This window comes from Pseudomonas graminis, from assembly GCF_900111735.1.
Taxonomy (GTDB): Bacteria; Pseudomonadota; Gammaproteobacteria; order Pseudomonadales; family Pseudomonadaceae; genus Aquipseudomonas; species Aquipseudomonas graminis.
On the sequence record NZ_FOHW01000049.1, the window covers coordinates 1 to 15,886 of the forward strand.

14 protein-coding genes are annotated in these 15,886 nt (G+C 63.2%); 8 read left to right on the forward strand and 6 right to left on the reverse strand.

Translation table 11 applies throughout. The features are described 5' to 3' along the window. Positions 1 to 468 precede the first annotated feature (468 nt). Positions 469 to 618, reverse strand: a complete 150-nt coding sequence (locus tag BMY98_RS27370; RefSeq protein WP_175514211.1) for a hypothetical protein — start codon at positions 616 to 618, stop codon at positions 469 to 471. 98 nt (positions 619 to 716) lie between these two features. On the opposite strand from BMY98_RS27370, the gene BMY98_RS24035 reads away from it, so the two are divergent. From BMY98_RS24035 to BMY98_RS24045, 3 genes are read left to right on the forward strand one after another with little or no spacing between them, the layout of a single operon-like run. Further along, positions 717 to 2,066, forward strand: a complete 1,350-nt coding sequence (locus BMY98_RS24035; protein ID WP_074892917.1) for a GntT/GntP/DsdX family permease — start codon at positions 717 to 719, stop codon at positions 2,064 to 2,066. Next, a complete protein-coding gene (locus BMY98_RS24040; RefSeq protein WP_074892919.1) occupies positions 2,067 to 2,927 on the forward strand; it encodes a MurR/RpiR family transcriptional regulator in 861 nt (286 codons plus the stop codon). It abuts the gene before it with no gap. 4 nt (positions 2,928 to 2,931) lie between these two features. Further along, positions 2,932 to 4,425, forward strand: coding sequence for an N-acyl-D-amino-acid deacylase family protein (locus BMY98_RS24045; RefSeq protein ID WP_074892921.1), 1,494 nt, complete (start codon positions 2,932 to 2,934; stop codon positions 4,423 to 4,425). Between the two features lie 76 nt (positions 4,426 to 4,501). Here the strand turns inward: BMY98_RS24045 and fahA are convergent, their stop codons facing one another. Then, positions 4,502 to 5,800, reverse strand: a complete 1,299-nt coding sequence (fahA, locus tag BMY98_RS24050) for a fumarylacetoacetase (protein ID WP_074892923.1) — start codon at positions 5,798 to 5,800, stop codon at positions 4,502 to 4,504. Beyond that, the gene (gene hmgA / locus BMY98_RS24055) at positions 5,797 to 7,113 is read right to left on the reverse strand and encodes a homogentisate 1,2-dioxygenase (RefSeq protein WP_074892925.1); all 1,317 of its coding nucleotides are present in this window, start codon (positions 7,111 to 7,113) and stop codon (positions 5,797 to 5,799) included. The genes fahA and hmgA overlap by 4 nt, the downstream gene beginning before the upstream one ends. A 257-nt stretch (positions 7,114 to 7,370) precedes the next feature. Here hmgA and BMY98_RS24060 point away from each other — a divergent pair, with 257 nt between their 5' ends. After that, entirely contained in the window at positions 7,371 to 8,165 is a 795-nt protein-coding gene (locus BMY98_RS24060) for an IclR family transcriptional regulator (protein WP_074892928.1), read from the forward strand. Between the two features lie 149 nt (positions 8,166 to 8,314). Here BMY98_RS24060 and hppD read toward each other — a convergent pair whose 3' ends face one another. The 3 genes from hppD to glcC form a co-directional block, all read right to left on the reverse strand. Next, positions 8,315 to 9,391: a 4-hydroxyphenylpyruvate dioxygenase gene (hppD, locus tag BMY98_RS24065; protein WP_074892930.1), complete on the reverse strand. Its 1,077-nt coding sequence runs from the start codon at positions 9,389 to 9,391 to the stop codon at positions 8,315 to 8,317. A gap of 142 nt (positions 9,392 to 9,533) precedes the next feature. Then, positions 9,534 to 10,166 (reverse strand): maleylacetoacetate isomerase, encoded by a 633-nt coding sequence (maiA, locus tag BMY98_RS24070; protein WP_074892932.1) that lies wholly within the window; start codon positions 10,164 to 10,166, stop codon positions 9,534 to 9,536. Positions 10,167 to 10,292: 126 nt separating this feature from the next. After that, positions 10,293 to 11,090, reverse strand: coding sequence for a transcriptional regulator GlcC (glcC, locus tag BMY98_RS24075; RefSeq protein ID WP_074892934.1), 798 nt, complete (start codon positions 11,088 to 11,090; stop codon positions 10,293 to 10,295). A 462-nt stretch (positions 11,091 to 11,552) separates the two neighbouring features. Between glcC and glcD the strand changes: the two genes are divergently transcribed. From glcD to BMY98_RS24095, 4 genes are all read left to right on the forward strand, one after another. Beyond that, a complete protein-coding gene (gene glcD / locus BMY98_RS24080; protein ID WP_074892936.1) occupies positions 11,553 to 13,052 on the forward strand; it encodes a glycolate oxidase subunit GlcD in 1,500 nt (499 codons plus the stop codon). Then, positions 13,052 to 14,164: a glycolate oxidase subunit GlcE gene (glcE, locus tag BMY98_RS24085; protein ID WP_074892938.1), complete on the forward strand. Its 1,113-nt coding sequence runs from the start codon at positions 13,052 to 13,054 to the stop codon at positions 14,162 to 14,164. The genes glcD and glcE overlap by 1 nt, the downstream gene beginning before the upstream one ends. Before the next feature lie 3 nt (positions 14,165 to 14,167). Next, positions 14,168 to 15,391: a glycolate oxidase subunit GlcF gene (glcF, locus tag BMY98_RS24090; protein WP_074892940.1), complete on the forward strand. Its 1,224-nt coding sequence runs from the start codon at positions 14,168 to 14,170 to the stop codon at positions 15,389 to 15,391. Positions 15,392 to 15,457: 66 nt separating this feature from the next. Then, positions 15,458 to 15,865, forward strand: a complete 408-nt coding sequence (locus BMY98_RS24095; RefSeq protein WP_074892943.1) for a heme-binding protein — start codon at positions 15,458 to 15,460, stop codon at positions 15,863 to 15,865. Positions 15,866 to 15,886 lie beyond the last annotated feature (21 nt).

Genomic DNA, 15,886 nt, shown 5'->3' on the forward strand with positions numbered 1-15,886 from the left:
GTCTGAAACGGAGATGTCGAATGACCCACCGCATCGCGAGCAAGCTCACTCCTACAATAGATCACGGCAAAGCACGCGATCTTCCGCGCACACAGAATCTGTAGGAGCGCGCTTGCCCGCGAATGCAATTGGCCTGTGCCATTTATTTCGCCTGAATCACCGCGTTCGCGGGCAAGCGCGCTCCTACAGGGGATCTCGGCAAGGCAGGCAATCGTCGGCGTACTCCGAATCCGGAGCCGGCTTGCTGGCGAACCGGGCGTGACAGCTGACGGCGATGTGTCTGGACGGACGCCTTCGCCAGCAAGCCGGCTCCCACAGATCCCGTGCCTGACGCTGAACCTCGCCCAGTCGGATTCCCTGCAGGAGCGCGGCAAGGCAGGCAATCTTCGGCGCACACGAAATACGGAGGCGTAGCGAGCAAAATACGGGGATAAGCGTGAAGAAATTAATTTTCATGAATTGATATTTTTATCCTGCTTCGTGTAATTTAATTTTCATCACGAAATCAGAGATAACAATAATGCCAACCTGTGATCGTCCCGCCGCCGCTTTTCTTTCGCCGTTGATGGCGCTTGCAACACCTACTGCCGAGATCGTTTTCACCGCCTGGCTGCGCACCGGTTAACGCCCTGCGCGGTTGAGTCCTGCCTTTTAGCTCGACAGGATCAGCCCCGCCGCCGCCCTGGCCTCCTCATTCTCAGCAAGGAATCCGTTGCATGCCTCCGTCAACCGGCCTGTCTCTGTTGGTCTATGCCGCCGTCGCGATCATCGCCTTGATCGTGCTCATCGCGCGCTTTCGTCTCAACCCGTTCATCGTCATAACCCTGGTGTCCGTCGGCCTCGCGCTGGTCGCCGGCATGCCGGCCAACGCCGTCGTCGCGTCCTATGAGGGCGGCGTCGGCAAAACGCTGGGGCACATCGCACTGGTCGTGGCGCTGGGCACCATGCTCGGCAAAATGATGGCCGAGTCCGGCGGCGCCGAGCAGGTGGCGCGCACCTTGATCGACCGCTTCGGCGAGCGCAACGCGCACTGGGCCATGGTCTGCATCGCCTTTTTGGTGGGGCTGCCGCTGTTCTTCGAAGTGGGCTTCGTGCTGCTGGTGCCGATCGCGTTCACCGTCGCCCGCCGGGTTGGCGTGTCGATTCTGATGGTCGGCCTGCCGATGGTCGCCGGCCTGTCGGTGGTCCATGCCCTGGTGCCACCGCACCCGGCCGCGATGCTGGCGGTGCAGGCCTATCAGGCGTCGGTCGGCCAGACGCTGTTCTACGCCATCCTCATCGGCATCCCCACCGCGATCATCGCCGGCCCGGTCTACGCGCGCTTTATTGTGCCGCACATTCATTTGCCCGATGAAAACCCGCTGGCCAAGCAGTTTCTCGACCGTGAACCCCGCGCTCAACTGCCGAGCTTCGGCATTACCATGGCGACCATTCTGCTGCCGGTGGTGCTGATGCTGCTGGGTGGCTGGGCCAACCTGATTGCCACGCCGGGCAGCGGCTTCAACAGCTTTCTGCTGTTCATCGGCAACTCGGTGATCGCCCTGCTGCTGGCCACGTTGCTAAGCTTCTGGACCCTGGGCATTGCCCAGGGTTTCTCACGGGATTCAATCCTCAAATTCACCCAGGAATGCCTGGCACCAACGGCCAGTATCACGTTGCTGGTCGGTGCCGGCGGCGGTCTGAACCGGATTCTCGTCGACAGCGGCGTGACCAACGAGATCGTCGGGCTGGCGCAGGACTGGCATCTGTCGCCGCTGCTGATGGGCTGGCTGTTCGCCGCACTGATGCGCGTCGCGACCGGCTCGGCCACGGTGGCGATGACCACTGCTTCCGGCATCGTGGCCCCCGTGGCGCTGGGCCTGGGTTACCCCCATCCAGAGCTGCTGGTGCTGGCGACCGGCGCCGGCTCGGTGATTTTTTCCCACGTCAACGACGGCGGGTTCTGGCTGATCAAGGAGTACTTCAACATGACCGTGGCCCAGACTTTCAAAACGTGGACGGTGCTGGAAACGCTGATTTCGGTGATCGCTTTCGTCCTGACCCTCGGGCTGGCGCAGGTGATCTGAGTGGACATTCTTTACCAGATCCGCGCCCGTCAGGACTCCTTCAGCGCTGGCGAAGGGCGCATCGCCAGACTGGTGCTCAGCGACGTGGCGTTTGCCGCCAGCGCCAGTCTTGACGACCTCGCCGCCCGCGCCGAGGTCAGCAGCGCCACCCTGTCACGCTTCGCCCGCACGGTGGGCTGCAAGGACCTGCGCGACCTGCGCCTGCAACTGGCCCAGGCCAGCGCCGTGGGCAACCGCTTCCTCACCCCGGAGCAGGCGCCGGAACAGTCGGCTTTTTTCACCCAGATCGTCGGCGACATTGAATCTACCCTGCGTCAGCACCTGGCCGGTTTCGATGAATCACGCTTCCAGGCGGCGGTGGCCCTGTTGACGCCGGCGCGGATGATTCACAGCTTCGGCATGGGCGGCGCCTCCAGCCTGTGCAGCGAAGAATTGCAGACCCGCCTGGTGCGCCTCGGCTACCCGATTGCCGCCAGCCGCGACCCGGTGATGATGCGCCTGATCGCTGCGACCCTCGGCCCGGAGCACAGCGTCAGTGTCTGCTCACTGAGCGGGCGCACCCCTGAACTGCTGGACGCGGTGGATCTGGCCCGCAGCTATGGCGCGAAGATTCTCGCCATCACCCTGCCCGGCTCACCGTTGGCGGAGCGTGCGGATGTCGTGCTGCCACTGCAGATCGCCGAAACCAATTTCATCTATAAACCCACGGCCGCGCGCTACGGCATGCTGCTGACCATCGACGTGCTGGCAACCGAACTGGCGCTGACGGCGCCCGACGCCAACCGCGAACGGCTGCGGCGGATCAAGCTCGCGCTGGATGACTACCGCGGCGGCGACGACGGCCTGCCCCTTGGAGACTGACCCCATGCTTTACGACCTGATCATTCGCGACGCGCTGGTGATCGACGGCAGCGATACCCCCGGCTACCGCGCCGACGTGGCCCTCGGCGACGGGCGCATCCAGCGCATCGGCGACCTCGACGACGTCTCCGCCCGCGAGGAGATCAACGCCGCCGGCCGCGTGCTGGCGCCGGGTTTCATTGATGTGCACACCCACGACGACACCGTGGTGATTCGCCAGCCGGCGATGCTGCCGAAGATCACCCAGGGCGTGACCACGGTGATCGTCGGCAACTGCGGCATCAGTGCCTCGCCGGTTTCGCTGGCGGGCGATCCGCCGGATCCGATGAACCTGTTGGGCCCCGCTGCCGCGTTCGTTTATCCACGCTTCAGCGACTACCGCAACGCAGTGGACGCGGCGCGCCCGGCGGTCAATGTGGCGGCGCTGATCGGCCATACCGCGCTGCGCAGCAATCACATGGACGATCTTTTTCGAACGGCGCGCGCTGATGAAATCAGCGCCATGCGCGGGCAGTTGCGCGACAGCCTGGCCGACGGCGCGCTGGGCCTGTCCACCGGTCTGGCCTATGCCTCGGCGTTCTCGGCTGAAACCGACGAAGTCAAACAGCTGGCCGAGGAGCTCACGGCGTTCGGCGCGGTGTACACGACGCACCTGCGCAGCGAGTTCGAGCCGGTATTGGAGGCCATGGACGAGGCGTTCGCAATTGGACGTCACGCGAAATCGCCGGTGGTGATTTCCCACCTGAAATGCGCGGGCGCGGGCAATTGGGGTCGCAGCCCGCAGTTACTCGCGTCCCTGGAAAACGCCGCGCTGACCCACCCGGTGGGCTGCGATTGCTATCCCTATGCGGCCAGTTCTTCGACGCTGGATTTGAAACAGGTCACCGATGCGTTTCCGATCACCATCACCTGGTCGACGCCGCACCCCGACCAGGGCGGCCGCGAGCTGAAGGACATCGCCGCCGATTGGGGCCTGTCGCTGGAGGACACCGCGCGCAAGCTGCAGCCCGCCGGCGCCGTGTATTACGGCATGGACGAGAACGACGTGCAGCGGATCATGAAACACCCGCTGTCGATGATCGGTTCGGACGGTCTGCCGGAAGACCCGTTTCCGCACCCGCGCCTGTGGGGTGCGTTTCCCCGGGTGCTCGGGCATTTCAGTCGGGATCTGGGGTTGTTTGCGCTGCACACTGCCGTGCACAAGATGACCGGACTGACCGCCACGCGCTTCGGTCTGCACGATCGCGGGTTCGTGCGCGAAGGGTATTGCGCGGATCTGGTGCTGTTCAACGCGGACACCGTGCGCGATGTGGCGGATTTCAAAGAACCCCGGCGCGCGGCCGAGGGCATCGATGCGGTGTGGGTGAACGGGCATTTGAGCTATGCCGAGGGCAAAGCGCAGGGGGAACGGCAAGGGAGGTTCTTGCCGAGGAGTGGGTCGCTGGTGGGTGGGTTTGATTCAGTAGGACCGGCTTTAGCCGTGAAGGCGCACATGTAGACGCCATCAATTCGGTGGTGTCACGCATGACGCCTTCCCGGCTGAAGCCGGTCCCACTAAGACATCGGAGGCGGGTTTAGCCCACCACCACCCCACGGCACTCGCCAAACCCGATGCTCACTTCTCCCTCCTTGCGGCAGCGCGCTTTGAGGATCACCTCGTCGCCTGCCTCCAGAAAGGTCCGGGTCTCACCGTTGGGCAGCTCGATCGGGTGTTTTCCGCCCTCGGTCATCTCCAGAAGGCTGCCGAGCTGGCCGGGCTGCGGGCCTGACAAGGTGCCGGTGCCGAACAGATCGCCCGCTTGCAGCTTGCAGCCGTTGACGCTGTGGTGGGCCACCATCTGCGCGACGGTCCAGTACATGTTCAGCGTGTTGCTCAGGGACAGGCGCTGGGGCGCGACACCCTGCTCCTTCATCTGCGCGGTGAGCAGCAGCACTTCCAGCTCGATGTCCAGCGCACCACCGGCCTGATCCTGCTCGTCGAACAGATAGGCCATCGGCTGCGGGTCTCCCTCGGGACGCGCCGGTTGCGCCGCGCGGAACGGCGCCAGGGCTTCGGCCGTGACCACCCACGGCGAGATGCTGGTGGCGAAACTCTTCGACAGAAACGGCCCCAGCGGCTGGTATTCCCAGGCCTGCAGGTCCCGGGCCGACCAGTCGTTCAGCAGACAGAAACCGGCGATGTGCTCCCCCGCCTTGCCGATGGCGACGGGCTCGCCGGCCTCGTTGCCCTGGCCAATCCACACACCGACTTCCAGCTCGTAATCCAGGCGCTTGCTCGGCCCGAAATCAGGCGCATCTGCACCCGGTTTCAAGGTCTGCCCGCTGGGGCGTTTGACCGGCATCCCGGACACTCCCAACGTCGACGCCCGCCCGTGGTAAGCAATCGGCACGTACTTGTAGTTTGGCAGCAACGGGTTGTCCGGGCGGAACAGCTTGCCCACGTTCATCGCGTGATGAATGCCGACGTAGAAGTCGGTGTAGTCGCCGACCTGTGCCGGCATGTGCATCCGGCAGTCAGCCATTGGCACCAGCAGACGCTCACCCATGGCCTGCAAACACTCACGCTGCAGGTTCTTTTCATCGAGCAGGTGCAGCAACTCGTGACGCAGCGCCTGCCGCGACGAACCGCCCAGGGCGAAAAAGTCGTTCAGCTGCCCTCGGCAGGCGGCCTCCACCGCCACGCGCGCGGCACCGTGGAACAAGCTGGCCTCAAGGGCCGTTTGCAGGTCGAGAATGAAATCGCCGATGGCCACGCCGCCACGCTTGCCGAAACCGGGGCGGCTGAACACGCCCAGGGGCAGGTTTTGCAGGGGGAAATCGGGATGGTCGTTGGCGCTGGAAACCCAGCTGCGCGGGTGCTGTGAAGTGCTCATCGTTGGCTGTCCGTGTCGAGAGGCTTGAACGTTCTGGCGATGCCATCCCAGCAGGCATCGTAGTCGCTTTGCAACTGCGGGCATTCCAGCGCGTGATAGCTGGGGCGCAGGACTTTACCGGTCTCGAACATGAACGCCATGGTCTGTTCGATCTTGTGCGGCCTGAGCTCGGCGGCGATGGCCTTCTCGGCGCTGGCGTTGTCCGGACCGTGGGCACTCATGCAGTTGTGCAGCGACGCGCCGCCGGGCATGAAGCCTGCGGCCTTGGCGTCGTAAGCGCCATCGATCAAGCCCATGAATTCGTTCATCAGGTTGCGGTGGAACCACGGTGGCCGGAAGGTGTTTTCCGCCACCATCCAGCGCGGCGGGAAGATCACGAAATCGACGTTGGCCTGACCGTCGACAACGCCGGGCGATGTCAGCACGGTGAAGATCGACGGATCGGGATGGTCGTAACTCACGGTCCCCAAGGTGTTGAACAGGCGCAGATCGTATTTATACGGGACGTTGTTGCCATGCCACGCGACGACATCGAAGGGGGAATGACCCAGCGTGGTGGTCCACAGTTCGCCGAGAAATTTCTGCACCAGCACGGTGGGCTGTGCGCTGTCTTCAAAATGCGCGTGAGGCACCTGGAAATCCCGGGGATTGGCCAGGCCGTTGCTGCCGATCGGGCCGAGGTCAGGCAGGCGCAGGGCGCAGCCGTGGTTCTCGCAGATATACCCCCGCGCTGTGCCGTCGAGCAGCTCGACGCTGAATTTCAAACCTCGGGGCAGCACGGCGATTTCCTGCGGTTCAATGTCCAGCAGGCCCAGCTCGGTGGTGATGCGCAATCGCCCCTGCTGGGGAACGATCAGCCACTCGCCGTCGGCGCTGAAGAATACGCGCTGCATGGAGCGGTTAGCGGTGTAGACGTAGACGCTCACGCCCTCGGCCTGCTCGGCGGACGAGGTGCTGGCCAGCGGGTGCAGGCCATCGATGAAATCGGTGGGTTCGGCGGGGATGTCGAAGGCATTCCAGCGCAGCCGATTGGGTGTCACGGGGCCTTGCTGCTGGCCGGTAATCTGCCGCTCCACGCGCTGATAACGAGGGTGCGCGGCGGAAGGTTGAATGCGGTAGAGCCAGGAGCGCCGGGCTTCGGCGCGGGGGACAGTGAACGCGGTCCCGGAGAATTGTTCGGCGTAGAGGCCCAGCGGGTGACGCTGCGGCGAGTTCTGCCCGTGGGGCAAACCGCCCGGCATCGCCTCGCTGCTGAATTGATTGCCGAAGCCGTGCTGGTAGCGCAGGGGCTCGGACCGGGGTGCTGTCGACATGACGACCTCTTATTTTTGGTGACCCGCTTTTTGTCTGCTATCTACCGGCGAGCAACGGTTTAGGTGTAGGAGTGAGCTTGCTCGCGATCTGATCATCTCAGCGAACTTATCGCTTACAGACATAACGCTATCGCGAGCAAGCTCACTCCTACACACTCCCGCCGCTTATGCGTAACTAGTTTACGCATAACGTAATTTGAGTTTGCAGAAGGGTCAAGCTATAAAGCAGCCTTTCCAGACCGGGGGCCTCCCTTGCCATGACCGATGATTCCACCCCCGCCACGGCGCCACGCCAGCAGAAAGTCCAGTCGGCAGAAGTCGGCGTCGGCATCCTCAAAGCGCTGGCCGAACTGGCGCCCGCCACCTCGCTGTCGAAACTCGCTGAATACGTCGGGATGCCGGCCAGCAAGGTGCACCGCTACCTACAAGCCCTGGTGGACAGCGGTTTTGCCGAGCAGGACCCGGCCAGCAATCACTACCGTCTGGGGCGTTCGGCGCTGCAGGTCGGACTGGCCGCGTTGAGCCAGCTGGATGTGCTGAAGATTTCCGCGCCGGCGCTGATCGCCCTGCGCGACGAACTCAACGAAACCTGCTTTCTGGCGGTGTGGGGCAACAAGGGCCCGACGGTTGTGTACGTCGAGCAGTCGCTGGGGGCGGTCACCCTGGTCACGCAGATCGGCTCGGTGCTGCCGCTGCTCAGTTCGTCCACCGGACTGGTGTTCGACACCTTTCTGTCGCCGACCGAAACCGCCGCACTGAGGGAGGCGGAATCGGCCTCGTTGAACGCGGCGCAGTTGCAGGAGATCGATCGGCATCTCCAAGAGATCCGCAGCACCGGGGTGCATCAGATTCATGGAATGTTGATGGCCGGCGTCAACGCAGTGTCGTCGCCGGTGTTTGCCATGGGCAACAAGCTGGTGGGTGTGGTGACGGTGGTGGGTTCGGCGTCGGTGTTTACCGATCAGCGTCAGGCTATTGCCGCACAGAAACTGCTGCACACGGCCCAGGCGATCAGCGCGCGGATGGGTGGAGAAATGCTGCAGCTGGCGTGATTCTCCTGGATCATGGTCTTACTGTAGGAGTGAGCTTGCTCGCGAAGACGTCCTGACATCCGCTAAAATTTCGGCGGTTGAAATGCCCCTTCGCGAGCAAGCTCACTCCTACAGCTATCGGGTTAACACGTGACTATGAGACGTCGGCCTCATTCCACTGCCAACACGCCCCGCCGCACTTGATCCCGCTCGATCGACTCGAACAACGCCTTGAAATTCCCCTCGCCAAAACCATCGTCGCCCTTGCGCTGGATAAATTCGAAGAACACCGGCCCCATCAGGGTTTCCGAGAAGATCTGCAGCAACAGACGCTTGTTTCCGCCTTCGGAATTGCCGTCCAGCAGAATCCCCCGCGCCTTGAGCTCGTGCTCGGGTTCGCCGTGGTTGGGCAGACGGCCTTCGAGCATTTCGTAATAGGTTTCCGGCGGCGGGGTCATGAAGCGCATGCCCAGCGCCTTGAGCCGGTCCCAGGTGTCGATCAGGTCTTCGGTGAAGAACGCGACGTGCTGAATCCCTTCGCCGTTGAACTTCATCAAGAACTCCTCGATCTGCCCGGCGCCTTTGGACGACTCTTCGTTCAGCGGGATGCGGATCATGCCGTCCGGCGCGGTCATCGCTTTCGAGGTCAGGCCGGTGTACTCGCCCTTGATGTCGAAGTAGCGCAGCTCGCGGAAGTTGAACAGCTTCTCGTAGAAGTTCGCCCAGTAGGCCATTCGGCCGCGGTAGACGTTATGGGTCAGGTGATCGATGAATTGCAGGCCGGCGCCCTTGGGGTGGCGCTCGACGCCTTCGATGAACACGAAGTCGATGTCGTAGATCGAGGTGCCTTCACCGAAACGGTCGATCAGGTACAACGGCGCGCCACCAATGCCCTTGATCGCCGGCAGGCGCAGTTCCATGGGGCCGGTGCCGATTTCCACGGGCTGCGCGCCGAGTTCCAGTGCGCGCTTGTAGGCCATTTGCGAATCCTTGACCCGGAACGCCATGCCGCACACCGAAGGACCGTGCTCCGCAGCGAAGTAGGACGCTTCGCTATTGGGCTCGTTGTTGAGGATGATGTTGATCGCACCCTGGCGGTACAGCGACACGTTCTTGGAACGGTGATGGGCAACTTTGGTGAAGCCCATGATCTGGAACACTGGCTCCAGCACATTGGGGGTAGGCGAGGCGAATTCGATGAATTCAAAGCCCATCAGGCCCATCGGGTTTTCGTAGAGATCAGTCACGGTCTTGCTCCTGCTAAAAAGTGAGAGGCACAGCGGCTCGGATCACGATTCAGCGGGTGGCGCGCAGGAAATCCCCCGCACACTGCGGGCGAGGAAGTCGCCGAAGATCAATTGCAGACCGAAGCTTTTCATGGGGGAAAGATTACTCCGGCTTGTCAGATTGCGCATCGGGATGGGCGGTCAGAAACGCGGGGTGCTGCAACGCCAGGGCTTCGACCCGGCAAATACGCGGGTACGCGCCCATGTCCACGTTGAAGCGTCGTGCCGCATAGACCTGGGGCAGTAGATACACATCGGCCAGGCCGACGGCTCCGAAACAAAACTCAGTGTCGCCAATCAGGGCTTCCACGGCGGCGAAGCCTTCGCTGATCCAGTGGCCGATCCACGCCGTCACATCGCCCTCGTCGTGGCCCATGCCGCGCAGGCGGTTGAGCACCGCGACATTGTGCAGCGGATGAATGTCGCATCCGATCAGGGCAGCGACCTGCCGATGGCGCGCGCGATCGAGCAGCGCGTCAGGGAGCAATGCAGGTTCGGGGGAGAATTCTTCGAGGTATTCGATGATCGCCATGGACTGGATGATCACCTCACCGCCGTCCACCCTCAGAGCGGGAACGCGGCCCTGGGGGTTGATCGCCAGGTAGTCAGGCTGGTGGTGTTCACCGCCTTCGCGGATCAGGTTGACCGGCAGCGCATCGAACGCAAGACCTTTCAGCGCCAGGGCAATGCGCACCCGGTAGCTCGAGGTCGATCGGTAGTAGGTGAAAAGATCCACGGGAATGGCCTGTTATTGTTGTTTTGGTTTTTCACTCCGGCGTAAGCGGCTTACGCAATGCGTAAACTGCGGCAATGCGGGATGGCTGTCAAGCCAGGGACTGCCCCGGTGAATCTTCGACATGGCTCAAGCCCAGCCCTCCAGCCGCAAAGTGGCGCGCACCAGTCGTTGCTCCTCGCTTTCGATCTCCCGCAGGTTGTCGCAGATGTTCTGGATGTGCGCCACCGCCGCCTTGCGCGCCTGCTCGGGCAAACGCCCGGTCACTGCGTTGTAGAGCCGGGCGTGGTGGCGGTCGATCTGGCGCTTCTGGGCATCACGGTGATACAGGTTGTTGACCGAGGCGAATACCGTGTTGAGCAGCAGATCCGTCAATGAACGCAGGGTCTGCACCAGCACCGGGTTGTGCGACGCTTCGCAGATGGCCAGGTGAAAAGCATGGTCGAGCCGTGCGTGCTCAGAGGCCGGCAACGGGTGGTCATGACCGGCCACCAGTGCGTCGTAGGCCCGGGTGATCAGCACAAAGTCCGCGTCAGTGCCGCGCAGCGCCGCCAGTCGGGCGGACTCCCCTTCCAGCAGGCTGCGCACTTCAAACAGGTCGTACAGAGTACGTGGCTGAGAGGCGAACAAGTGCATCAGCGGCGAAGTGGGGGTCAGCCCGAGCCCGCCCATTTGCGCAACGAACGAGCCCTTGCCCTGGCGGGTTTCGATGATGCCCCTAGCGCGCAGTAACTGCAGCCCTTCGCGCAGCGCAGTGCGCGACACTCCCAGCTTTTCGGTCAGCCTCCGTTCGGAGGGCAGTAGCTGACCGACCTTGAGCACCCCGTCGACAATCAGCCGCTCAATGCGCTCGCTGACCACATCGGCGACCTGCTGCGGACGTTTGTGTGGGGTTTTGGGTTGGGTTTGGTGCTGGGTGGCTTCCATGGTTCAGTTTCCTCTGGGGTGGAACCGGGCCGGCTTGCCGAGGGCGAACCGAACAGCAGGTTCTGCGGCGGACCTGGATTCATCACTCACCGCAAAACCAGTGTAGGAGCGCGCTTGCCCGCGAAAGCGTCGGCACATCCAGCTCATCTTTGCCTGACAAATCGCTATCGCGGGCAAGCGCGCTCCTACACGAAATCCACGACGTCCATGACAGCGGGATCCGCTCATCACTGGTAGGACCTCCTGCCGACACGAAATCAGTGAACAACTCGACTCTCTCTAAACCATTGATAAAATGAGGTATTTAAGGATATATCTCGGATCATTCCGCGCGAAACTGGTTCGACCACTGCTCCGCCCAGTAGACACTAAGCCCCGCTGAGCCAATGATGCAAGCCAGCTATTTACGTTCCGCCACGGAACGGGCCTCCAATAAAAACAAAACAGGGTTGCGAACCCACCATGAATATCCTGTACGACGAACGGGTCGACGGCGTTCTGCCGGTCATCGACAAACAACAGCTTCTCGACGCGCTGCAATCCCGCCTGCCTGATCTGGACATCCTCCACCGCGAGGAAGAACTGCGCCCCTACGAATGCGACGGCCTCTCCGCCTATCGCACGACGCCGATGCTGGTGGTGCTGCCCCAACGCATCGAGCAGGTGCAGACGCTGCTGAAGGTCTGCCATGAGCGCGGTGTGCCGGTAGTGGCGCGCGGTGCCGGGACCGGACTGTCAGGCGGCGCACTGCCCCTGGAAAAAGGCGTGTTGCTGGTGATGGCGCGCTTCAACAAAATCCTCCACATCGACCCCGCCGGGCGCTATGCCAGGGTGCAGCCCGGCGTGCGCAATCTGGCTATCTCCCAGGCCGCCGCGCCCTATGACCTTTATTACGCGCCGGACCCCTCTTCGCAAATTGCCTGTTCCATCGGCGGCAACGTCGCGGAAAACGCCGGCGGCGTGCATTGCCTGAAATACGGCCTGACCGTGCACAACCTGCTCAAGGTCGACATCCTCACGGTCGAGGGCGAGCACATGGTGCTGGGCTCCGACGCGCTGGATTCACCGGGTTTCGACCTCCTCGCACTGTTCACCGGCTCGGAAGGCATGCTCGGCGTGATCACCGAAGTCACGGTCAAACTATTGCCCAAACCCCAGGTGGCGAGGGTATTGCTGGCCGCTTTCGACTCGGTGGAAAAAGCCGGTCGCGCGGTCGGTGACATCATTGCCGAGGGCATCATCCCCGGCGGCCTGGAAATGATGGACAACCTGGCCATTCGCGCCGCCGAAGACTTCATTCACGCCGGCTACCCGGTCGACGCCGAAGCCATCCTGCTGTGCGAACTGGACGGCGTAGAAGCTGACGTTCACGCCGATTGCGACCGGGTCCGCGCCGTGCTGGAAAACGCCGGTGCGACCGAAATCCGTCAGGCAAAAGACGAAGCCGAACGTGTGCGCTTCTGGGCCGGGCGCAAGAACGCCTTCCCGGCGGTCGGTCGGCTGTCGCCGGATTACTACTGCATGGACGGCACCATCCCGCGTCGGGAATTGCCCGGCGTACTGAAGGGCATTACCGCGCTGTCGGAAGAATACGGCCTGCGCGTCGCCAACGTTTTCCACGCCGGCGACGGCAACATGCACCCGCTGATCCTCTTCGATGCCAATCAACCCGGTGAACTGGATCGCGCCGAAGCATTGGGCGGAAAGATTCTGGAGCTGTGCGTGAAAGTCGGCGGCAGCATCACTGGCGAGCACGGCGTGGGCCGCGAGAAGATCAATCAGATGTGTGCGCAGTTCAACAGTGACGAGCTGACGTTGTTTCACGCCGTAAAAGCCGCGTTCGATCCGGCCGGCACCCTCAACCCCGGCAAGAACATCCCGACCCTGCACCGCTGCGCCGAATTCGGTGCCATGCACGTGCACATGGGCAAACTGCCCTTCCCTGAACTGGAGCGTTTCTGATGGATGCCCAACGTCAGCCCGCCTTCGTGGCCCAGGACCGTGATGCCAGTGACGCGCTGCTGGAACAGGTCAACCAGGCGATTCAATCCGCCCAGCCGCTGCGCATCCGGGGTGCCAACAGCAAGGCATTCCTCGGTCGCGAGGTCGCCGGGGAAGTGCTGGATACACGCATCCACAGTGGCATCGTCACCTACGACCCGACCGAACTGGTGATCACCGCCCGCGCCGGCACGCCGTTGTCGGTGCTGAATGCCGCGCTGGAGGAAGCCGGGCAGATGCTGCCCTGCGAACCGCCGAGCTACAGCCATGGCGATGCAGGCGACAGCGGCGCAGGCGATGGAACCGTCGGCGGGATGGTCGCGGCCGGCTTGTCCGGGCCGCGCAGGCCGTGGTCAGGCTCGGTGCGGGATTTCGTCCTGGGCACGCGGGTGATCACCGGCCTGGGCAAGCATTTGCGCTTCGGCGGCGAAGTGATGAAAAACGTCGCCGGTTACGACCTGTCGCGCCTGATGGCGGGCAGTTTTGGTTGCCTGGGCCTGATCACCGAAGTCTCGTTGAAAGTCCTGCCCAAGCCGCGACTGTGCACCAGCATTGCGCTGGAGATGGACAGCGCCACCGCCCTCGCCCGCCTGGCGCAGTGGGGTCAGGAACCGCTGCCGATCAGCGCCGCCAGCCACGACGGTCGCGTGCTGCGCTTGCGTCTCGAAGGCGGCGAAGGCTCGGTCGCGGCGGCCCATGACCGCCTCGGCGGCGAATCCATCGACCCGGCTTACTGGCGCGCGCTGAACGAACACCGCCTGGAATTCTTCACCGATGGCCGTCCCCTGTGGCGCCTGTCATTGCCCATCAGCACGGCGGCGCTGGACCTGCCGGGAGATCAACTGATCGACTGGGCCGGCGCGCAACGCTGGCTGAAATCCGACGCCAGTGCCAGCGAGATTCGCCGCATCGCCAGCGCTGCAGGTGGTCACGCCACCTGTTACAGCCATGGCCTCGACGACAGCCCGTTTCAGCCGTTGGCCACGCCATTGCTGCGCTACCACCGCCAGCTCAAGGCGCAACTCGATCCGCACGGAATGTTCAATCCGGGCCGAATGTACGCGGAGATCTGAACCATGCAGACGACCCTGAGCGAACACGCCAAGAGCCTGCCCCGTGGCGAAGAAGCGGAAAGCATTCTGCGCAGCTGCGTGCACTGCGGTTTCTGCAACGCCACTTGCCCGACCTATCAGTTGCTCGGCGACGAACTGGACGGACCGCGCGGGCGCATCTACCTGATCAAGCAAGTGCTGGAAGGCAAGGAAGTCACCGAAAAAACCCAGCTGCACCTCGACCGCTGCCTGTCCTGCCGCAACTGTGAAACTACCTGCCCTTCCGGCGTCGACTACCACAACCTGCTGGACATCGGCCGCGAAGTGGTCGACGCCGCCGTGCCGCGCCCGCTCGGCCAACGGGTGCTGCGCGACAGCCTTCGCGCCGTAGTGCCAAACGCCGGCTTGTTCAAATCCCTGACCCAGTTGGGCAACTCGTTCAGGCCACTGTTGCCTGGCGCACTGAAAACCAAGCTGCCAGGCAACATCCGCCCGGCCAAGACTCGGCCGACCCGGCAGCACGCGCGGCAGATGCTCATCCTCGAGGGCTGCGTGCAACCCGGTTTGTCGCCCAACACAAACGCCGCCACAGCCCGAGTGCTGGATCGACTGGGCATCAGCGTCACATCCATCGCCCAGGCCGGTTGCTGCGGGGCCGTGGATTACCATTTGAATGCCCAGGAACAAGGCCTGCAGCGGGCGCGGCGCAACATTGATGCGTGGTGGCCGAGCATTCAGGCCGGTGCCGAGGCCATCGTGCAGACCGCCAGCGGCTGCGGTGCCTTCGTCAAGGATTACGGTCACCTGCTGCGCAACGACCCGGCCTACGCACAAAAGGCGGCGGCGATCAGCGAACGCACCAAGGATCTGGTCGAAGTGCTGCGCGCCGAACCCCTTGAACAGCTCGGCGGGTGCACGCGGCAGACCCTGGCCTTCCATTGCCCGTGTACGCTGCAGCACGCGCAGAAACTCGGCGGCGCTGTGGAGTCGGTGTTGACCCGACTGGGCTTCAATCTGACACCCGTGCCCGACAGTCACTTATGCTGCGGGTCGGCCGGCACCTACTCGATCACCCAGCCAGTGCTGGCGAAACAGCTGCGCGACAACAAAATGAACGCGCTGGAAAGCGGCAACCCGGATGTGATCGCGACGGCCAACATTGGCTGTCAGACCCATCTGGCCAGCGCCAATCGGACACCGGTCAAACACTGGATCGAACTCATCGAGGACGCCTTGCCTCCAAGTTGATTGCAGGCGCCCTGGCTCCGTTTCAGACCGACACTCATGACACCCTTTGCCCTTCAGGAGAACTGCATGAAAACCAAATCCGTACTGACCCAGACCGACGTCACCCAGATCCTCGCTGCGGCACGCACCGAGGCGCAGAACAATGGCTGGGCAGTGTCCATTGCCGTGACGGATGACGGCGGTCACCTGCTGGGCTTCGAGCGTCTCGACGGCTGCGCGCCCATCGGTGGCTACATCGCCATCGAAAAAGCCCGCACCTCGGCGCTGGGTCGCCGCGAATCCAAGGGCTATGAGGAAATGGTCAACGGCGGCCGCACCGCATTCGTCACCGCCCCGCTGCTGACCTCGCTGGAAGGCGGCGTACCGATCATCATCGACGGCGAGACCATCGGCGCGGTGGGTGTGTCCGGGGTGAAGGCTGATCAGGATGCGCAAGTGGCCAAGGCCGGTGTTGCAGTGGTGAGCGCGCAGTAACGCCCCCAGCGATCGCCTGCA

Excerpts from the sequence above, each read along its gene's own strand:
- BMY98_RS24035 (WP_074892917.1), top strand. The coding sequence starts at position 717 with ATGCCTCCGTCAACCGGCCTGTCTCTGTTGGTCTATGCCGCCGTCGCG.
- BMY98_RS24045 (WP_074892921.1), top strand. The coding sequence starts at position 2,932 with ATGCTTTACGACCTGATCATTCGCGACGCGCTGGTGATCGACGGCAGC.
- fahA (WP_074892923.1), bottom strand. The coding sequence starts at position 5,800 with ATGAGCACTTCACAGCACCCGCGCAGCTGGGTTTCCAGCGCCAACGAC.
- hmgA (WP_074892925.1), bottom strand. The coding sequence starts at position 7,113 with ATGTCGACAGCACCCCGGTCCGAGCCCCTGCGCTACCAGCACGGCTTC.
- BMY98_RS24060 (WP_074892928.1), top strand. The coding sequence starts at position 7,371 with ATGACCGATGATTCCACCCCCGCCACGGCGCCACGCCAGCAGAAAGTC.
- glcC (WP_074892934.1), bottom strand. The coding sequence starts at position 11,090 with ATGGAAGCCACCCAGCACCAAACCCAACCCAAAACCCCACACAAACGT.
- glcD (WP_074892936.1), top strand. The coding sequence starts at position 11,553 with ATGAATATCCTGTACGACGAACGGGTCGACGGCGTTCTGCCGGTCATC.
- glcE (WP_074892938.1), top strand. The coding sequence starts at position 13,052 with ATGGATGCCCAACGTCAGCCCGCCTTCGTGGCCCAGGACCGTGATGCC.
- glcF (WP_074892940.1), top strand. The coding sequence starts at position 14,168 with ATGCAGACGACCCTGAGCGAACACGCCAAGAGCCTGCCCCGTGGCGAA.
- BMY98_RS24095 (WP_074892943.1), top strand. The coding sequence starts at position 15,458 with ATGAAAACCAAATCCGTACTGACCCAGACCGACGTCACCCAGATCCTC.